The organism is Ruegeria sp. YTSA135, from assembly GCF_059610165.1.
The window spans coordinates 151,501-167,916 of record NZ_JBXWNC010000005.1; the positions used below are offsets into that span (position 1 = coordinate 151,501).

The window sequence follows — 16,416 nt, forward strand, 5'->3', positions numbered from 1 at the left end:
GTCAGCCGCTGGCGCCGTTGTGGTGGATTGTTCCCAATCCAGACAGGTCATAGCCACCGAACTCGGCGGCGCGAATGCTGAAACGTTCTGATTGCATAAAGCCCAGCAGTTTCAGCATCGGATCCTCGAAATAGGCGCGTCGCCAGATGGCGAGATCCAGACGCTCGGAATGGGTCGGAACGAACTTCAGATCGTAGAGCCCAGCCAAGGCACCCAGCCCGAACCCAACCTCGGCCTTGCTGTCGTGCAGGGCAATGGCCAGTTCTTCTTCGGTGCGGGCAGCGGTGGGTAGAGTGTCCAGATCGTCGCGCGTCAGCCCGTGGGCTTCAAGTTGTGTGTCGAATAACCGCTGACTGGCGGCGCTGTCCTGACGCAGGATCACCCGCCGTCCTTTCATATCAGAAAATCCGGAGATGCCTGTGGCTTCCGGGGACAGAAGCAGCCCGCGCTGTCGCAGCGCGATTTCGTAAAGAACAACCGGAGCCTCACCGAGATTGGCGCGCAGGGATTGCGTGTTAAAGCCGTTGTCTTCGTGAATATGCAGCGCCGCGGCTTGTGCGCTGCGATCCTTCAGGCGTTCCAACCCATCGAACGAGCCGTCATAATACGTCGCCAGACCAGAGCCGCTTTCACGCAGCGCCCAATCCAGCAACGGATCGTGGCTGCCTGCAACAATCGGGGGCAGGGGCGGCTCGGCCACCTGCGGGCCCGAGCGTGAGGCGTTGAGCCATGCGATAACCTCGGCCCTTGGAAACAGAAGCTTACCCATGGCGCGAACACAGGGAACCTCACCAGATGAGGCAAGGTCATAGGCCTTCCGCTCGCCAATGCGCAGCAGGTCGGCCAGCTCTTTCGTCGTCAGGTATTCAGACATTTAGTCGAGGCGCACAGCGGATCCGGATCCCACATCCGCCGCGCTGAATCCCATCTGTTGCAGCGCAAAGGGTGCAGCAGCGGTAATCACGACCATTGCGGCCACAGCGGCAATAAAGGCTTTCATCGGTCTCCTCCGGTTGCGTTCTCCGGTGCCGTTGCGCGGCGCAGAAAGGCGACCAAATCGTCGCGGTCCTGCGCTTGTGTGATCCGTTGCATCGGCATCTTTGACCCCGGAATGTAGTGGTCTGGCCCTTCGTCGAAAAGGGCATTTATCGTATCGTCATTCCAAATGATATCAGAGTCTTGCAGCGTATCCGAGTAGAAATATCCCGGCAACGTTCCTGCCTTTCGACCAAAGACGCCATGCAATGTCGGACCCGCCCGCCTTTCCCCATCGGGTGTCAGGCTATGACAGATCGAGCATTTGCGGGCAAACTGGCGTTCACCATTGCTCATCTCTTCTGGGTTTTTAAGGAAACTTGGCTCAATCGCAGCCATTTGCGCCTGATCGCCAAGTGCCGACACAGGCCAGCTATACATCGCCTCATCAATACCGCCGGCGTGAATGTTCCGCCCGTCGGTAGAAAACGCCAAAGCCCAAACCGGCCCGCGCAGGGTGGCGCGGAAATCCTGTGCGATACGCCAGTCCTGCGTGTCGATGACCATGATGTAACCTTCACCATCGCCCACTGCCAGCATTGTGCGATCCGGGCTAAGCGCCAAGGCCAGGATAGGACGGCGGCCAAGGGTAAAATCGCGCTCTTCTCCGGTATTCAGATCCAGTATGCGCGTCACACCGTCAACCGCCCCATAGGCAATCCAGTTGTCTTGGGTGTTCAGAACAAGCTCATTTATCCCAAAGCCATGTTCGACTAGACGCCGGGTTTCCTGACCGCTGGCCACATCCCAAATTCGCAAAGTTCCATCCATACCGGCGGAATACAATGTGGCGCCATCGGATGAGAAGGCCACAGCGTTAACCCCGCTACCAATGGTTAGGGTATGTGCGCTTGAACCGTCCTCGGGCCAAAGTCCGATGGTACCGTCCCAACTTGCCGTTGCCACGTGAGTTTTCGAGGCCGCAAGACCCACGATCTTTCCTTTGTGACGGCCGACAACCTCGCCGCCCGGCCAGCGGCGCAAGGTAAAGTCATCCCCAGCTGAGTAGATCGCACGCCCGTTGAAAGAGACACAGTTGACAGCCGCCTCGTGCCCCTCAAGCCATTCCGGCTTGCCGTCCGACCACAAGCCAACGGAATTATCGAAGCTTGCCGTTGCGATCCGCCCATCAGGCGCGGTCGCGATCCCCATGATCGGTCCACCGTGACCTTTGAGCGTAAAGAACTCGGCCAAGGCGGGCAGGGGGATCAGAGCAAGTGCAACGGCCAGCCAGCGCATCTATTCCGCAGGCGAGGCCGCTGCTTTTCCGGCTTCTTTTTCCTGCACCTCTTCCAACCACAACGAGTGATGTTCGCGCGCCCATTGCTCTTCGACTTCGCCCGTGCCCATGGCATCGAACGCGCCTTCCATCCCGACCGAGCCAAGGTAGATATGCGCAATGATAATGGCGATGAAGATATAGGCGACGATCACGTGCCAGAGCTGCGCGTATTGCATCTCTTCTTGCGGGGACATTTGCGTCGGCAGGTTCAGGCCAAGCATCTGAGGAATTCCCGTGGCATTCGCGACCGAGAAGGTCTTGGCGAACATCGGCAGTTCGAACGGGAACAGAAGGGACAGGCCCGACAGGCTGATCGATACACCCAACAAGACACAGGCCCAGAAGATCACCTTTTGGCCGGCGTTGAATTTCTTGGCGGGCGGGTGGCTGCCTTTGGTGAATAACCCCCCTCCGGCGGCCAGCCATTTCAGGTCGGTGCGGTTGGGGATGTTGTGCGCGATCCAATTCACCGTGATAATGACCAGCCCCAGCATAAAGGCCCAGGCCAGGTTGTTGTGCAGCCACTTGCAGCCCTGCGCGATAGTCGCGAAACCTTCTTTTCCGAAGATCGGGATCAGGAAGTCGCGGCCATAAAGGGTCAACAAGCCCGTTATTCCCAGAACCAGGAATGATCCCGCGAACAACCAGTGGCCGAAACGTTCAAACCCGTTGAAGCGGAGCACGGTCCGGCCTGTCTTTTCCCCGTCTATGCGAATTCTTCCACGCAGCAGAAAAAACAGCACGAGGATGGCCAGCATTCCAGCAATGATATACGTTCCGTATTCGCGCAACGGACCGGTGCGAAATGCCATCCACCACATACCACCGTCCTGAATAAGAACGCTGTCGGCGGGTCCGCGCGACGACACAGTTACGTCGGCCGAACCATAACGTAACGCGCGGTAGACATCGCTGTCCGAGGCAACCCCGCGTGTCCCGAACTGCCCCAGTAACCCTTCGACATTGCCTTGGCCGGTGTTTTGCGATCGGTAGCTGTCGTCCACTTTTTCACCGCGCTGACGAGCCAGTATGTCCTCTAGCGTAGTCGCGCCACCGGTCGAGGTACGCTCATTTGTGGGGGCCGGTGCCTCGGTCTCGTTGGTTTGCGCGACGGCGGCTTGTGCCAGTCCAATGGTAAACAGCAATGCGATGAATAAGCGGAACATCTGAACCTCGGTCAAAATCCCTGATCAGGCGACCCACGTATGCAGGTCGCCTGTTTGGTTTACGGAAAGCGGCCTTAGCCGTCTTTCTGGTCGTAAGCCGTGCCCCAGCCCCAAGCGCCCGAGCCGAACCCGCGTGCGACAACACGCTCACGGTAGATGGCCGACACCACGTCGCCGTCACCGGCGAGCAGGGCTTTCGTAGAACACATCTCGGCGCAGATAGGCAGTTTGCCTTCTGCGATCCGGTTGCGACCATATTTGGCGAACTCTGCAGTCGAGTGCGTTTCCTCGGGCCCACCGGCGCAGAAGGTACATTTGTCCATCTTGCCGCGTGATCCGAAGTTGCCTGCCTGCGGATACTGCGGCGCGCCAAAGGGGCACGCGTAGAAGCAGTAGCCGCAGCCAATGCACAGGTCCTTGGAGTGCAGGACGACCCCTTCTTCGTTCTGATAGAAGCAGTCGACCGGGCACACCGCCATGCAAGGCGCGTCCGAGCAATGCATACAGGCGACCGAGATCGAGCGTTCGCCCGGGTCACCGTCATTGATCGTCACCACCCTGCGGCGGTTCACGCCCCACGGCACCTCGTGTTCGTTCTTACACGCGGTGACGCAGGCATTGCACTCGATGCAGCGTTCGGCGTCGCAGAGAAATTTTGCTCTTGCTGCCATGTTCTCTTTTCCTCCCTTACGCTGCCCAGATTTTGCAGAGAGTCGCTTTGGTCTCTTGCATCTGGGTCACTGAATCGTAGCCATAGGTCTGAGCAGTGTTAGAACTTTCGCCCAGCACGTAGGGATCAGCACCCTGGGGGTACTTCGCCCGCAGATCATCGCCCTGGAAATGGCCACCGAAGTGGAATGGCATGAAGGCCACGCCGGCACCGACCCTGTTGGTCAGCATCGCCATCACCTTGACCTTGCCTCCTTCCGGACCTTCGACCCAGACCTGGCTACCGTCACGAATACCAAGGTTGTTGGCGTCGCGCGGATTGATCTCGACGAACATGTCCTGTTGAAGTTCAGCCAGCCATGGATTTGACCGCGTCTCATCCCCGCCGCCTTCATATTCGACCAGACGACCTGACGTGAGGATTATCGGGTAATCCTTTGAAAAGTCGTTCTTCTGGATCGACGCATAAAGGGTCGGCAGGCGATAGGCCTGACGGTCTTCGTAGGTTGGATAGTCCTCCACCAGATCGCGCCGGTTGGTATAGAGCGGCTCGCGATGCAGTGGGATCGGATCCGGGAAGGTCCAGACGACCGCGCGGGCCTTGGCGTTCCCGAAGGGCGCGCAGCCATGCTTGATCGCAACCCGCTGGATACCGCCGGAAAGGTCGGTTTTCCAGTTGGTCTCTGGTCCCGCAACGGCGTCGATGGCCGCGCGTTCCTCATCCGTCAAGTCACCGTCCCAGCCAAGGTCCATGAGCATCTGCATCGTGAATTCGGGATATCCATCCTGAATTTCCGACCCAACACTATAGACCCCTTCGGCCAGCAGGTTGTCACCGTCGCGTTCCACGCCAAAGCGCGCGCGGAAGGTCAGACCACCTTCGGCTACCGGTTTGGACATATCATAAAGGTTCGGTGTCCCTGTATGACCCATTTCCGGCGTTCCCCAGCAGGGCCAGGGCAGGCCGTAATATTCGCCGTCATTCGGACCGCCAACAGCCTGCAGCGTGGTTCTGTCGAACGTGTGCTGGTTGGCCATGTGACTCTTCAGACGTTCTGGCGATTGGCCTGTATAGCCGATGGTCCAGAGGCCCGAGTTGAACTCACGGGTGATGCTTTCAACATTCGGGGTCTCGGGGTCCTCCATCTCGATATTGCGGAACAGACGATCTGCCCAGCCGAACTTGTTTGCGAACTTGGCCATGATAACCTCGTCCGGCAGGCTTTCGAACAGCGGATCGACCACTTTATCGCGCCACTGTAGCGATCGGTTCGAGGCCGTGACCGAGCCACGGGTTTCGAACTGCGTACAGGCGGGCAAGAGGTAGACGCCATCGGTGCGGTCATGCAGAACAGCCGAGACGGTGGGATACGGGTCAATTACGACCAGCATGTCCAGCTTCTCCATCGCCGTCTTCATCTCCGGTCCTCGCGTTTGCGAGTTCGGAGCGTGACCCCACAGAACCATGGCGCGAACGTTGTTGTCCTGGTCCATGTTTGCCGGGTCTTCCAGAACACCATCGATCCAACGAGACACCGGAATGCCGCGTTCGTTCTGAAGCGGCTTGTCCTTGCCGTCCTTGTCCTTGATCGAAGCGAACTGACCAGCCAGCCATTCTGGGTCTTCACCCCAGACGCGCGCCCAATGGGCCCAAGCCCCTTTTGACAGGCCATAGTAGCCGGGCAGGGTGTGGGACAGAACACCAAGATCCGTCGCGCCCTGCACGTTGTCATGGCCGCGGAAGATGTTCGTTCCACCGCCGGACGTGCCCATGTTACCAAGTGCAAGTTGCAGCACGCAGTAGGCGCGGGTGTTGTTGTTCCCGTTTGTATGCTGCGTACCACCCATGCACCAGATCACCGTGCCGGGGCGATTGTTCACCAAAGTGCGCGCCACGCGCTTCAGCTGTGAACCGGGTACACCAGTCACGCGCTCGGTTTCTTCGGGTGTCCAGTTGGCGACCTCCTCACGGATCTGGTCCATTCCCCAGACACGGGTGCGGATGAACTCTTTGTCCTCCCAACCGTTGTCGAAGATGTGCCACAGCATACCCCAGATCAGGGCAACGTCTGTTCCGGGACGGAACCGGACATATTCATCCGCGTGTGCCGCTGTGCGCGTAAAGCGCGGGTCACAAACGATCAGCGGTGCGTTGTTCTGCTCTTTCGCGCGCAGAACATGCAGCAGCGAGACGGGGTGCGCCTCGGCCGGGTTGCCGCCGATGATGAAGATCGCTTTTGAGTTATGGATGTCGTTGTACGAATTGGTCATGGCACCGTAGCCCCATGTATTCGCAACGCCCGCAACCGTGGTTGAGTGGCAAATCCGGGCTTGGTGGTCCACGTTGTTCGTACCCCAATAGGCGGCGAACTTGCGGAACAGGTAGGCCTGTTCATTGTTGTGCTTTGCAGACCCCAGCCAGTACACGCTGTCTGGTCCGGATTCCTGGCGGATGTTCATCATGCCGTCGCCGATCTCGTTGATCGCCTCTTCCCAGCTGATGCGTTTCCACTCTCCGCCTTCTTTTTTCATCGGGTACTTCAGGCGGCGCTCGCCGTGGGCGTGTTCGCGAACCGAGGCCCCCTTGGCGCAGTGCGCACCCAAATTGAACGGGCTATCCCAGCCCGGCTCCTGACCGATCCATACGCCGTTCGATACTTCGGCAACCACGGTGCAACCGACCGAACAATGCGTGCAAACCGATTTGACTAGGTTGACCGCGCCGGTGGCTGTGGCGGCGGCATTGGCCTGTGTCACGGTTCCACCCGTGGCGCTGATCGCGGCAAGGCCGCCAATCGTCAGGCCCGAACCACGCAGGAATGCGCGGCGATCAACGGTTTTCTCGCCGATCTGGGACAGGATACTTGTCCGCTGGGGGCGTCTCGCAACCCCGTTGGTCTTTTTCCTAAGCATTTTTCTCCTCCCTTGCTGGCCATGACCTGCATGGCTGGCTTGGTACTGTTGATGCCGACGTCAGGGCCAATCGCAACCGTCTGCCGGGTGTGACAACGTCCGGGTTAGAACCGGGCGCTGTCGAGGTAAGCGCGCGTATGCGCGGTGTCCTGCATCCGGGTTTCGTCCGTAGGCAGCTCGGCTGCTTCGGCCTGTCCGGTCAGGCTGGCGGCGGCAACGGCAGCGGGTGCTGCGGTTCCGGCCAGTTTGAGGAAGTCGCGGCGCGTTGCGCCTTCTTCCTTGGTCTTGCTCATGGGCATCTCCTTTCCCATTTGCAGTTTGACGCCCAGAAAAGGCGCCGGTGAAGGACAGCGGTTCAGGCTGTCGTCATTCGAAACGCTTCGCGCTCGATCTCCATGAATACCCGACCGGCCGTGCCGACAGATGCGTAAAGAACCGATGCTTCGGCTGCTTCCAGATCCGCATAGAAATGCGTGGCCCAGGGGCCGATATGTTTGTTCCAGAACGCCTTTTGATCAGCCAATGTGGCAGGCACACCAAAGCGGCCAACGATCATTCCCGCCATCATCTCCATCAACGAGGCGATATTGTCCTCGGGTTCAAACACGTTTTTGGCCCGCGTGATACTGCGTGCGGCCATGTCCTTGCGCAGCTGCGCCAAGGGTTTTTCGTTCAGAAAGCCGGTCAGGTAAAAGCTGGCATAGGGCAGCAGCTCGCCACGTCCCAACCCAATGAACAGCGCATTGAACTCACGTTCCGCCGCGGTGGGTTTGGTAACCTTTGCCACACGCGCCATGGCTTGAATGGCCTTCCCCAGATCAGTATCGTCACCAGTCAGGCCAGCGACCTGATCCAGCAGCATCTTATCCGGCGGGGCAGCCAGAAGAAGTCCAAGAAAGTTATAGAAATCCGCGCGCAGGCGATCCTCGGATGAGACATCAAGTTTTTGCGCGTTGTTTGCGGTCATAAGGCTATCCTTCAAACTCGAATTTCATGCGACGTGGGCTCGGGGCCGGTTCGACCTCTTCGGTGTCCTCAGCCACAGCGACTACAACGGGCGTCGGGCTAGGCTCTTCCAGCAACTCGGGGTCCGCGTCCGGTTCGGCTGTGTCTTCTTCCGGCTGTTCTTCTTCAGCTTGAGCCGCTAGCGCTTCGATATGGGCCAGCATGCCTTTGCCAACCTGATAGGCCGTAGAGATATTTTCGATCACGCACGCAGCGTCGGTATAATCTTCGCCGTAATCGACCAGTCCGTCGACATTGGCCAGAACCGGATTCAGCCGCCACAAACGCCGCAGCGCGCGGCGGCGCAGGCGGTCTGGCACCGCCTTGGCCATAAAGCCCGAGACGTCATCCCCGGCTTGCAACTGATCGGGGTCGGGCAGGTTGAACTCAGCCAATATTTCGGCGTCGCTCTTTTCTTGCAACTCGGCCTGTTGTGCGGCAATGGTTTGGTCTTCGGCCGCGATCACTTCGGCTTCGGCCTCAGCCTGAACGGCGGCCTTGCGACGGGACCAGAAATCGCGGGCTTGGGTCATTGCGACATCCTCCGCGGAGCGCGGTAAACGTCCGAAGCCTGCCGGATGCGAGCGTCCCCCTTACCGTCTTCCACAAGATCGGTCCGCTTTTTGTCACGGCGGCGTTTGACGAAAACTTCATCGCGATGATGTTCCAACGCGAAATCCCTGACCCATGCGATCAGACCATCGGTCATTGGAATTTTCTCGACTATTTCTTCCCCGGTATCGGCATAGTCCTGCCCTTCGAACGGGGATGCCGTGACAAGGACCGCATCCATCGGACGTTCACCATCAAGCGCATCGCGTAGAACCAGATAGATTGAGGGTTGGCCGTCGGACAGGTTGACCATGTAGGCTTCGGTTTCATCCGCCCAAAGTGTCAGGGGCAGGGTGGCGGCATGGTATTCCACTGCATCACCTTCGCGGCGCAACTCACGCCAGTCTGCCGGTCCGGCACCCGGTAATACGGCAACGGCACGCCAGTTCCATTTGGCCCAGCGAGTAACACCGGGTGTTTTGCGCACGACGACGCCGATTGGCATTTCGATCTGGCTTGCGGCCTTGGCCACTGGCTCCTCCCCGAAAGGCTCTCCCCTGCCTTCCCTAGCGTCTACTATGGTACACAATCCGGCTTTGTGCCAAGCATGAATTCTTTTGAAACATAATATTTTAATGTCTGTTCCTTACTTCAATTGTCGGGAACTGGTTTCGTAATTCACAAATTCATCAATGAATGCTGCTAAGCGGATTGCCTGAGTGCTAATACGGTTTAATGTGCAAAGCATAGGGAATGTGTCCGGGGGAGGATATGGGTACCAAACTATTGCTTTGTGATTGCGCAGGCAGTCAAACCGTAGACGGCGACCGGATTGCAGGTTCCTGCGATGTTGAATGCTCTAAACTTCATACCGCGCTTTGCACTGATCAGCTGGGGGTGGTGTCACGAGCCTTGCAAGAGGAAGAGCAGGTTTTTATCGCCTGCGGGCAGGAGCAGGACGTGTTCCGCACCCTTGCCGACGAACTGGAAGTCGACACGCCAGCCTTCGTGGATCTGCGCGATCGTGCCGGGTGGTCTGAGCAGGGCAGCGCAGCAGCCCCTAAGATGGCGGCTCTGGCCGCCGAAGCATTGCTACCTCAGCCAATCACGCGCAGCGTTGATGTTGTAAGCGAAGGCACCTGCTTTATTGTTGGTCCCGGTGAACCGGCCTTTGATTTGGCCAATAGGCTGTCTGATACGCTGGCCGTTACAGTGCTGATCACTGACAATGCGCAGCCGATCACGCGCAGCTTTGATGTGGTACGAGGGCAGTTGCGGTCTGTGACGGGTGCGCTGGGTAGGTTTTCATTGCGTTTTGATGGATTGCAGCAGCTTGAACCGGGCGGTCGTGGGGCCTTCGGTTGGTCCGAACCGCGCAATGGCGCGCTCTCATCCTGCGACATTGTTCTTGACCTGACCGGTGGCACTCCGTTCGTTCAGGCCCCTGCCAAACGCGAGGGGTATTTGCGCGCCGATCCCAAAGATTTGGTCGCGGTCGAGCGTATTGCGTTCCAGGCGGTCCAACTGGTCGGTACGTTCGAAAAGCCGCTTTACGTTCGGTTGGAAGAGACGCTCTGCGCGCATTCCCGTGCCGAACAGGTTGCCTGTACCAATTGCCTTGATATCTGCCCGACGGGTGCAATCACCCCGGCGGGTGAGCACGTGTCGATTGAGCCGATGGTGTGCGCCGGATGCGGAGCCTGCGCGGCACTGTGCCCCTCAACTGCCATAACCTACGAAGACCCGCCAGTTTCCGCCCTTCTGTCGCGGATGCACATTCTGGCGCGCACGTATCGGCGTGCAGGGGGCGAAGCGCCTCGGTTGCTGGTGCATGATGCACATGGGGCCGAGATGATCCGGCTTGCCGCGCGGTTTGGGCGCGGCCTGCCAGCAGACGTCATCCCGTTGGAACTGAGCGTGATCTCGGGTTTCGGTCACGCCGAGATGCTGGCCGCGCTGGCCCACGGCTTTGCACGCGTCGACATCCTGCTGGCCCCCACCACTGAACGCCACGCGCTGAACCAAGAGCTGGCGCTTGCGCATGCGATTGCCGGGCCGGATAGTATAGGGCTGATTGATGAGGCCGACCCGGATGCAATGTCAGAATTGCTGTATGCGCAGGACGTTCCACTGCCCTTGGCTGATCCAGTCTTGTCGTTGGGCAATCGCCGGCAAATCACGCGGCTGTCGGCGCAGGCGCTGAACCCTCAGGCAGATGTGCCCCTGCCGTTGCCAGAAAACGCGCCCTATGGAGCCATTGCGGTAGATACCGATGCCTGCACGCTGTGCCTGAGCTGTGTGTCGCTGTGCCCATCCGGTGCGTTGATCGACAACCCGGACAAGCCGCAACTGAACTTTCAGCAGGACGCCTGTCTGCAATGTGGCTTGTGCAAGGGCATCTGTCCCGAGGATGCGATCTCTTTAGTTCCGCAACTGGATCTCAGCGACGCCGCATTGTCGCAGCAGGTTCTGAACGAGGAAGAACCGTTTGCCTGCGTGGAATGCGGTGCCCTGTTCGGGGTGAAGTCCACGATCGAACGGATCATGGAAAAGCTGTCGGGCACGCATTCGATGTTCGCCACCTCAGAACAAGCGCGGATGATCCAGATGTGCGACAATTGCCGCGTGAAAGTGCAGTTCCAGCACGACGACAACCCGTTCCAGTCAAAGCCGAAGCCCAAGGTTGTCACGACCGAAGACTACTTCTCAGACAGAAAGGATCACTGAAGCTGTAGCGGGGCGCCAAGTTCTGCAGCCTTGATAACCGACACAAAAGCCAGAATCGCCTCAAGCTCTTCCAAGGTCATTTGGACCGGATGAATGGGTGAGGGGCGCTCGGGGTCGAAAGGCGGCGTCAACCCGTCAATCTGCGTAAAGGCGGGGTGGGGGTTAAGGGCGAAGAAGGCTTCAAACCGTTCGGACCAATCCGGCATCGCGCGCAGCACCGCGAAAGAGGGGGTTGAGCCCAGCCCGTTCATCCGGTTCCGCGGGCCTATCACGTGACACCGTCCGCAATGGGTCAACGACAACTCCTCGCCCCGGAGTGCATCGCCATCGACAGCGGTTTCCTGCTGGGTCGCTGCGACTTCGAAACTTGCAGAGAAGGGTGCGCCTTGTTCCGGAGTAAAGCTTTCAACCGTATTCTTGCCGATATCCGACAACAGCCAATCGCGGAATCGCTCATGCCTGGGATCACGTTCGATCCGCAGGTGATAGACCACACCGGAGCGGGTAAAGACAGGATCACCCGGGGGAGCCGTCTCCAACAGCAAAACACCCGCGTCATCCGCAATAACCCGTATCCCGGTCTTGAGCGAGAAGCGCGGAAGAATATGTTGCAACAGACCGGACTCTTTTACCTCAGCCGGGGCGGCAAGCCCCAGCGCCTCTTGCGACAAAGAGGGGGTGGCAGAGAGCGTCAGGGTCAGGCACAAAAGGACAAAGCGCATGGCCTAATCTAGCGGCCCGGCCCCAAATGCGTCAATTGAACAGAAAAAGACGGAGACACATGCAATGAAAATCAGCCACAAGGTTGGGCAGACTAACGGGGTGCAGGCATGAGTGTTCGTGACGCGGTTCTGGCAAACCTTAAAAAGATCACCGATCCTGTCTCTGGTCAGGATATCGTCAGCGCGGGTGTTGTTCGTGCGTTGAACGTGGACGGCGGCACCGTGCGTTTCGTGCTTGAGATCGACCCGAAACAGGCCGATCGTATGGAACCCGTTCGGGCCGCTGCCGAACAAGCCGCACAGATGGTTGAAGGCGTTGCCAAGGTTTCCGCGATGATGACGGCGCATTCCGACAAGGCACCGCCGGAGCTGAAGCCCAAGCCAAAACCATCGGAAACCGGACCGCAGGCTGTACCGGGTGTCGATCGGATTATTGCTGTTGCGTCGGGTAAGGGGGGTGTTGGTAAGTCGACCGTCTCGGCCAACCTTGCTTGTGCATTGGCGGCCGAAGGACGGCGTGTCGGCCTGTTGGACGCGGATGTTTATGGCCCGTCGCAGCCACGCATGCTTGGGGTTTCTGGTCGTCCGGCCAGCCCTGATGGCAAGACGATCCTGCCACTGCGTAATCATGGCGTGACCATGATGTCGATGGGTTTAATGACCAACGAAGGGCAGGCGGTTGTCTGGCGTGGCCCGATGCTGATGGGTGCGCTGCAACAGATGATGAAGCAGGTACAATGGGGCGCGCTTGATGTGCTGATCGTGGACCTGCCGCCCGGTACTGGTGATGTCCAGTTGACGTTGAGCCAGAAATTCAAGGTGGATGGCGCGATTGTCGTTTCAACCCCGCAGGACGTAGCCCTGATCGACGCCCGCAAAGGGATCGACATGTTCAACCAGCTGAAAACGCCGATTGTTGGAATGATCGAAAACATGTCGACCCATATCTGTTCGAACTGCGGGCATGAAGAGCATATCTTTGGTCATGGCGGTGTCGCATCAGAAGCTGACGCGCTGGGCGTTCCATTGTTGGGGGAAATTCCGCTGCACTTGGACATTCGTTTGGCCGCTGATGGAGGTGCCCCCATCGTGGTCACAAAGCCTGACAGCCCGCAGGCCGAAGCATTCCGCAAGATCGCCCGCGACCTAATTGCCAAGGGAAACGCATGAACAAACCGGTGTTTCCTCCCTTATTGATGGGCCATCCCGCACAGGGTGGAGAGGACCCGTTTGAGCGCGCGCAGGCCATGGCGGCGCTTGGCTGCGATGGCGGTACAGTCGTCTATAACATTCAGACCGACCATCTCCGCGCTGCCATTGTTTTTGCGCCCGAAGTTCCCTTGCAGGACGCCATGGTGATGTTGCCGCTATGTGCCGTTGGTTTTCAGAACGCACTGGGTGCATTGGCGCCACCTGAGGTTGCCGTACATCTGGGGTGGGATGGTCTGATCTATGTGAACGGCGCGAAATGTGGGATGTTCCACGTCGCCGCGTCGACCACCGATCCCCAGATCGAGCCTGATTGGCTCGTCGTCGGCTGGGAGCTGGCATTGCTGCAAACCGGTGGAGATCCGGGGAAAACGCCCGATGTGACAGCACTTTACGACGAAGGCTGCGCCGATGTCTCTGCCGTGCAGTTGGTCGAAAGCTGGTCGCGTCATATGCTGACTTGGCTCAACCGCTGGCAAGAGGATGGTAACGCCCCTTTGCATGGCGAATGGATGGGGCTGTTGCAGGGTGTGGGTGAACCGTATGAGGAGGGCGTATTCCTCGGTACGGACGAACGGTTCGGAATGTTGATCCGTGACGGTTCACAGACCAGACTGCGGCCACTGACCGAATTGTTGGAGAACTGATGATGAAACTGGCCCGAGCGATCCATTTCGACGAAAGCGATATGAACGTGTTTCACTCTCCGGCGCGAACCGGTGAGTGGTGCATCTCGGGCGGGTTCGAATTCTCGAATTGGGGGCAGGCCGATCTGGAAGGTAAAGCGCGACAGGCCTTTTCGAATGGCTGGCTTGGTGTCGAAACCTTCGGACGGGTGACATTTGTCGCGGTTACGCAGATTGAAGAGGCCGAACTGGATCAGGTCACGAAAAACCTTGCCGAGCACTTTGTGCAATTCTACGGCGCGCCCTCAGTGGAGGCGGCGTTAGGAGTGGCGCAGGCAGAAATGGCGCAAATGTGCGATCTGTGCGAGGAACACGCGCCAAACACGTTGCTGACCGTGGCGCGCGAGCTGTCAGACACCGGCGTTCATGAGGCATTCCGGATCATCACACCGCAAGAAACCCAGCTTGAGGCGCTGGCCGTTCACGGCTCGGCCGATGAGTGAGGTTTAAATCTGGTCCGCGAACCCGCCGAACTGACCGCGTTTGAAAATCAGGCCTTTGCCCTTGCGGTACATCACGCGTTCCACCTCACCTATGATGATCAGGTGATCACCGGCCTCGTGTTTGGCGTGTAGCTTGCAGTCAAACCGCGCGAGGCATTCGGTCAATTGCGGACGCCCTTTGTGATCCAACGCCCAATCCGTATGCGAGAAGTCCAGCCCATCGCGGGCGAACTGTAAGGCCTGTTCTTGTTGATCCTCGGCCATCACGTGAATTGAATAGTGCTGACACGCGTTGAATGAGTTGAAGCGATGGGAATCCTTGGCCAGGCACCACAACACCAATGGCGGGTCCAGCGACACCGACGAAAAAGAGTTCACAGTAATCGCGCGTGGCCCATTCCCCGTATCCGTTGTGATAACCGTAACGCCGGTTCCAAAGCACCCCAGCGCTTCACGGTAAGAGCTGACTTGATCCGATGTGGGAGTGAAGGTTTTTTCCGTCATTTTACGCTCTTGCAGTCGTCGTGTTTCAGGTGCCACGACCTGCGAAGTTTGTCCACGAAAAGCTGACAACACAGTTGAATGTGTCGAGGTCTAATTCATGTCTTCCAGCAGGCGGCCATGCTGGCGGGTCGCTTCTACGACGGCACCAAAGGTCGCCATGCCGCGGGCTTGCAGCATCGGCAACATCTTGACCAGGGCTTGCGCCGTCGCAACAGCATCACCCAGCGCCGTATGCCGCAACTCATCCGGAATGGTGATCTCAAGCCGCGCGCATAAGGCATCCAATGTGTGTTTATCGCTGGCCCCAAAAAGAACCGCAGACAAAAGAACCGTGTCCAGAATGGGGTGATCCCAGTCGACCTCCATGCGTTTGGCGTGGCGCCGCAAAAAGGCCATGTCGAATGGTGCGTTATGGGCGACGATCACCGCATCCCGGGCGAACTGATGGAAGGTACGACCTGCCTCGACAATATCCGGCGCACCCTGAACCATATGGTCGCTGACTTTATGGACTTTGGTCGAGGCTGGCGGGATCGGCATACCGGGATCGACCAGCATGTCTAAATGTTCGCCATCGACAATGCGCCCATTGACGACCCGAACCGCTCCGATCTGGACAATCTCATCTTTGTGCGGCAGCAGCCCTGTGGTTTCGGTGTCGAACACCACAAAGCACAGTTCCTGCAACGCGAGGGATTCGAACTGGCCTCCGTCCGTGCTGTTCAACAGGTCAAAGTCGTAAACTAGCGGCCGCGCTTCTTCGGGTGAGATGTTCACGGCGCTTTCGTCAAAAATCAGCAAGTAACCGGGCGCATCGCCTAAAGGCTTCATCCGCGCGGAATAGGTTTGCGCACCGTCGACGCTGGTGAGAGTACAGTCGACTTCAAACCCGGACTTCGACAGTTTCTTGTGGGCCTGCTCCAAGGGTCCGCGCTGCAAGTATTCGAACAAAGACGCGTTCAGACGAGGATGCGCGATCTGGGCCAGAACACCGGCGGCCTGCCCGTCATATAGGACGATCCTATGCGTCGGACTGGCGAGAACCATCGCCACAGGTATCTCTGTCAGCAGCGCCGTAAGCCTCTTTTTTTCCGCTGTCAGATAGGCGGTTTCGGCTGCAACAGCTTGGGCCACATCCAAGGTTTTACCAGAAAGTTGCTCGGCCAGCCCCGCCGCGGCAGGGGCAAGATCGCCCAGGTAGCGCGCGGCTTGCGTGTCGACATCAGTGCTGACACCTGCATGAGCACGCGCCCGCAATTGTGCTGACAAGCGTTCGATGGGTTTCGCAACATTGTCGTCAAACAGAAGCCAAACAGCGATAATCAGGGCGATGAACCCAAATCCCATCAGGATTTCGGCCATGATGAACGCATTGACAAGGGATGGGTCAGCGACGCGCAGGTAACTGATCCAAAGTGCAACAGAACTAACGGCAAGCGCACCTACGGCCAAAAGGCAGAAGAACAGAAAAATTCGTACGCGCAGGCTTAACCGGTTTAGCAT

General features: G+C 58.4%; 17 protein-coding genes. 4 read left to right on the top strand and 13 right to left on the bottom strand.

From position 1 onward, the window contains the following. Position 1 precedes the first annotated feature (1 nt). The 10 genes from AC2FIT_RS08890 to AC2FIT_RS08935 form a co-directional block, all read right to left on the bottom strand. Complete coding sequence (locus AC2FIT_RS08890) at positions 2–874, bottom strand: substrate-binding domain-containing protein (protein WP_496828652.1); 873 nt, start codon at positions 872–874, stop codon at positions 2–4. Next, positions 875–1,000, bottom strand: coding sequence for a hypothetical protein (locus AC2FIT_RS08895; protein WP_263618944.1), 126 nt, complete (start codon positions 998–1,000; stop codon positions 875–877). Then, positions 997–2,274 carry a c-type cytochrome gene (locus tag AC2FIT_RS08900; RefSeq protein WP_496828654.1) on the bottom strand — a complete coding sequence of 426 codons (1,278 nt, stop codon included), beginning with the start codon at positions 2,272–2,274 and terminating at the stop codon, positions 997–999. The genes AC2FIT_RS08895 and AC2FIT_RS08900 overlap by 4 nt, the downstream gene beginning before the upstream one ends. Further along, positions 2,275–3,483 carry a formate dehydrogenase subunit gamma gene (locus AC2FIT_RS08905; RefSeq protein ID WP_496828656.1) on the bottom strand — a complete coding sequence of 403 codons (1,209 nt, stop codon included), beginning with the start codon at positions 3,481–3,483 and terminating at the stop codon, positions 2,275–2,277. It lies immediately after the preceding gene. A gap of 74 nt (positions 3,484–3,557) precedes the next feature. Continuing rightward, the gene (gene fdh3B / locus AC2FIT_RS08910) at positions 3,558–4,154 is read right to left on the bottom strand and encodes a formate dehydrogenase FDH3 subunit beta (RefSeq protein WP_039530246.1); all 597 of its coding nucleotides are present in this window, start codon (positions 4,152–4,154) and stop codon (positions 3,558–3,560) included. 16 nt (positions 4,155–4,170) lie between these two features. Continuing rightward, a complete protein-coding gene (locus AC2FIT_RS08915; protein WP_496828658.1) occupies positions 4,171–7,065 on the bottom strand; it encodes a formate dehydrogenase subunit alpha in 2,895 nt (964 codons plus the stop codon). 104 nt (positions 7,066–7,169) lie between these two features. Next, complete coding sequence (locus AC2FIT_RS08920) at positions 7,170–7,358, bottom strand: ubiquinol-cytochrome c reductase iron-sulfur subunit N-terminal domain-containing protein (protein WP_068334771.1); 189 nt, start codon at positions 7,356–7,358, stop codon at positions 7,170–7,172. 62 nt (positions 7,359–7,420) lie between these two features. Further along, positions 7,421–8,032 carry a TorD/DmsD family molecular chaperone gene (locus AC2FIT_RS08925; RefSeq protein ID WP_496828659.1) on the bottom strand — a complete coding sequence of 204 codons (612 nt, stop codon included), beginning with the start codon at positions 8,030–8,032 and terminating at the stop codon, positions 7,421–7,423. A gap of 4 nt (positions 8,033–8,036) precedes the next feature. Continuing rightward, the gene (locus AC2FIT_RS08930) at positions 8,037–8,603 is read right to left on the bottom strand and encodes a DUF3306 domain-containing protein (RefSeq protein ID WP_496828661.1); all 567 of its coding nucleotides are present in this window, start codon (positions 8,601–8,603) and stop codon (positions 8,037–8,039) included. Next, positions 8,600–9,154 carry a DUF3305 domain-containing protein gene (locus AC2FIT_RS08935; RefSeq protein WP_496828663.1) on the bottom strand — a complete coding sequence of 185 codons (555 nt, stop codon included), beginning with the start codon at positions 9,152–9,154 and terminating at the stop codon, positions 8,600–8,602. The genes AC2FIT_RS08930 and AC2FIT_RS08935 overlap by 4 nt, the downstream gene beginning before the upstream one ends. A gap of 239 nt (positions 9,155–9,393) precedes the next feature. Between AC2FIT_RS08935 and AC2FIT_RS08940 the strand changes: the two genes are divergently transcribed. Continuing rightward, complete coding sequence (locus tag AC2FIT_RS08940) at positions 9,394–11,349, top strand: 4Fe-4S binding protein (protein WP_496828665.1); 1,956 nt, start codon at positions 9,394–9,396, stop codon at positions 11,347–11,349. Here AC2FIT_RS08940 and AC2FIT_RS08945 read toward each other — a convergent pair. Next, positions 11,343–12,071: a c-type cytochrome gene (locus tag AC2FIT_RS08945; protein ID WP_496828667.1), complete on the bottom strand. Its 729-nt coding sequence runs from the start codon at positions 12,069–12,071 to the stop codon at positions 11,343–11,345. The two genes, AC2FIT_RS08940 and AC2FIT_RS08945, sit on opposite strands and share 7 nt — an antisense overlap. 108 nt (positions 12,072–12,179) lie before the next feature. On the opposite strand from AC2FIT_RS08945, the gene AC2FIT_RS08950 reads away from it, so the two are divergent. From AC2FIT_RS08950 to AC2FIT_RS08960, 3 genes are read left to right on the top strand one after another with little or no spacing between them, the layout of a single operon-like run. Beyond that, positions 12,180–13,241 carry an Mrp/NBP35 family ATP-binding protein gene (locus tag AC2FIT_RS08950; protein WP_496828669.1) on the top strand — a complete coding sequence of 354 codons (1,062 nt, stop codon included), beginning with the start codon at positions 12,180–12,182 and terminating at the stop codon, positions 13,239–13,241. Continuing rightward, positions 13,238–13,927 (top strand): biotin/lipoate--protein ligase family protein, encoded by a 690-nt coding sequence (locus AC2FIT_RS08955; protein WP_496828671.1) that lies wholly within the window; start codon positions 13,238–13,240, stop codon positions 13,925–13,927. The genes AC2FIT_RS08950 and AC2FIT_RS08955 overlap by 4 nt, the downstream gene beginning before the upstream one ends. A 2-nt stretch (positions 13,928–13,929) precedes the next feature. After that, complete coding sequence (locus AC2FIT_RS08960; protein WP_496828815.1) at positions 13,930–14,409, top strand: DUF6505 family protein; 480 nt, start codon at positions 13,930–13,932, stop codon at positions 14,407–14,409. Positions 14,410–14,412: 3 nt separating this feature from the next. Here AC2FIT_RS08960 and AC2FIT_RS08965 read toward each other — a convergent pair whose 3' ends face one another. Then, a complete protein-coding gene (locus AC2FIT_RS08965; RefSeq protein ID WP_496828673.1) occupies positions 14,413–14,913 on the bottom strand; it encodes a flavin reductase family protein in 501 nt (166 codons plus the stop codon). A 90-nt stretch (positions 14,914–15,003) separates the two neighbouring features. Further along, the gene (locus AC2FIT_RS08970) at positions 15,004–16,416 is read right to left on the bottom strand and encodes a 3'-5' exonuclease (RefSeq protein WP_496828675.1); all 1,413 of its coding nucleotides are present in this window, start codon (positions 16,414–16,416) and stop codon (positions 15,004–15,006) included.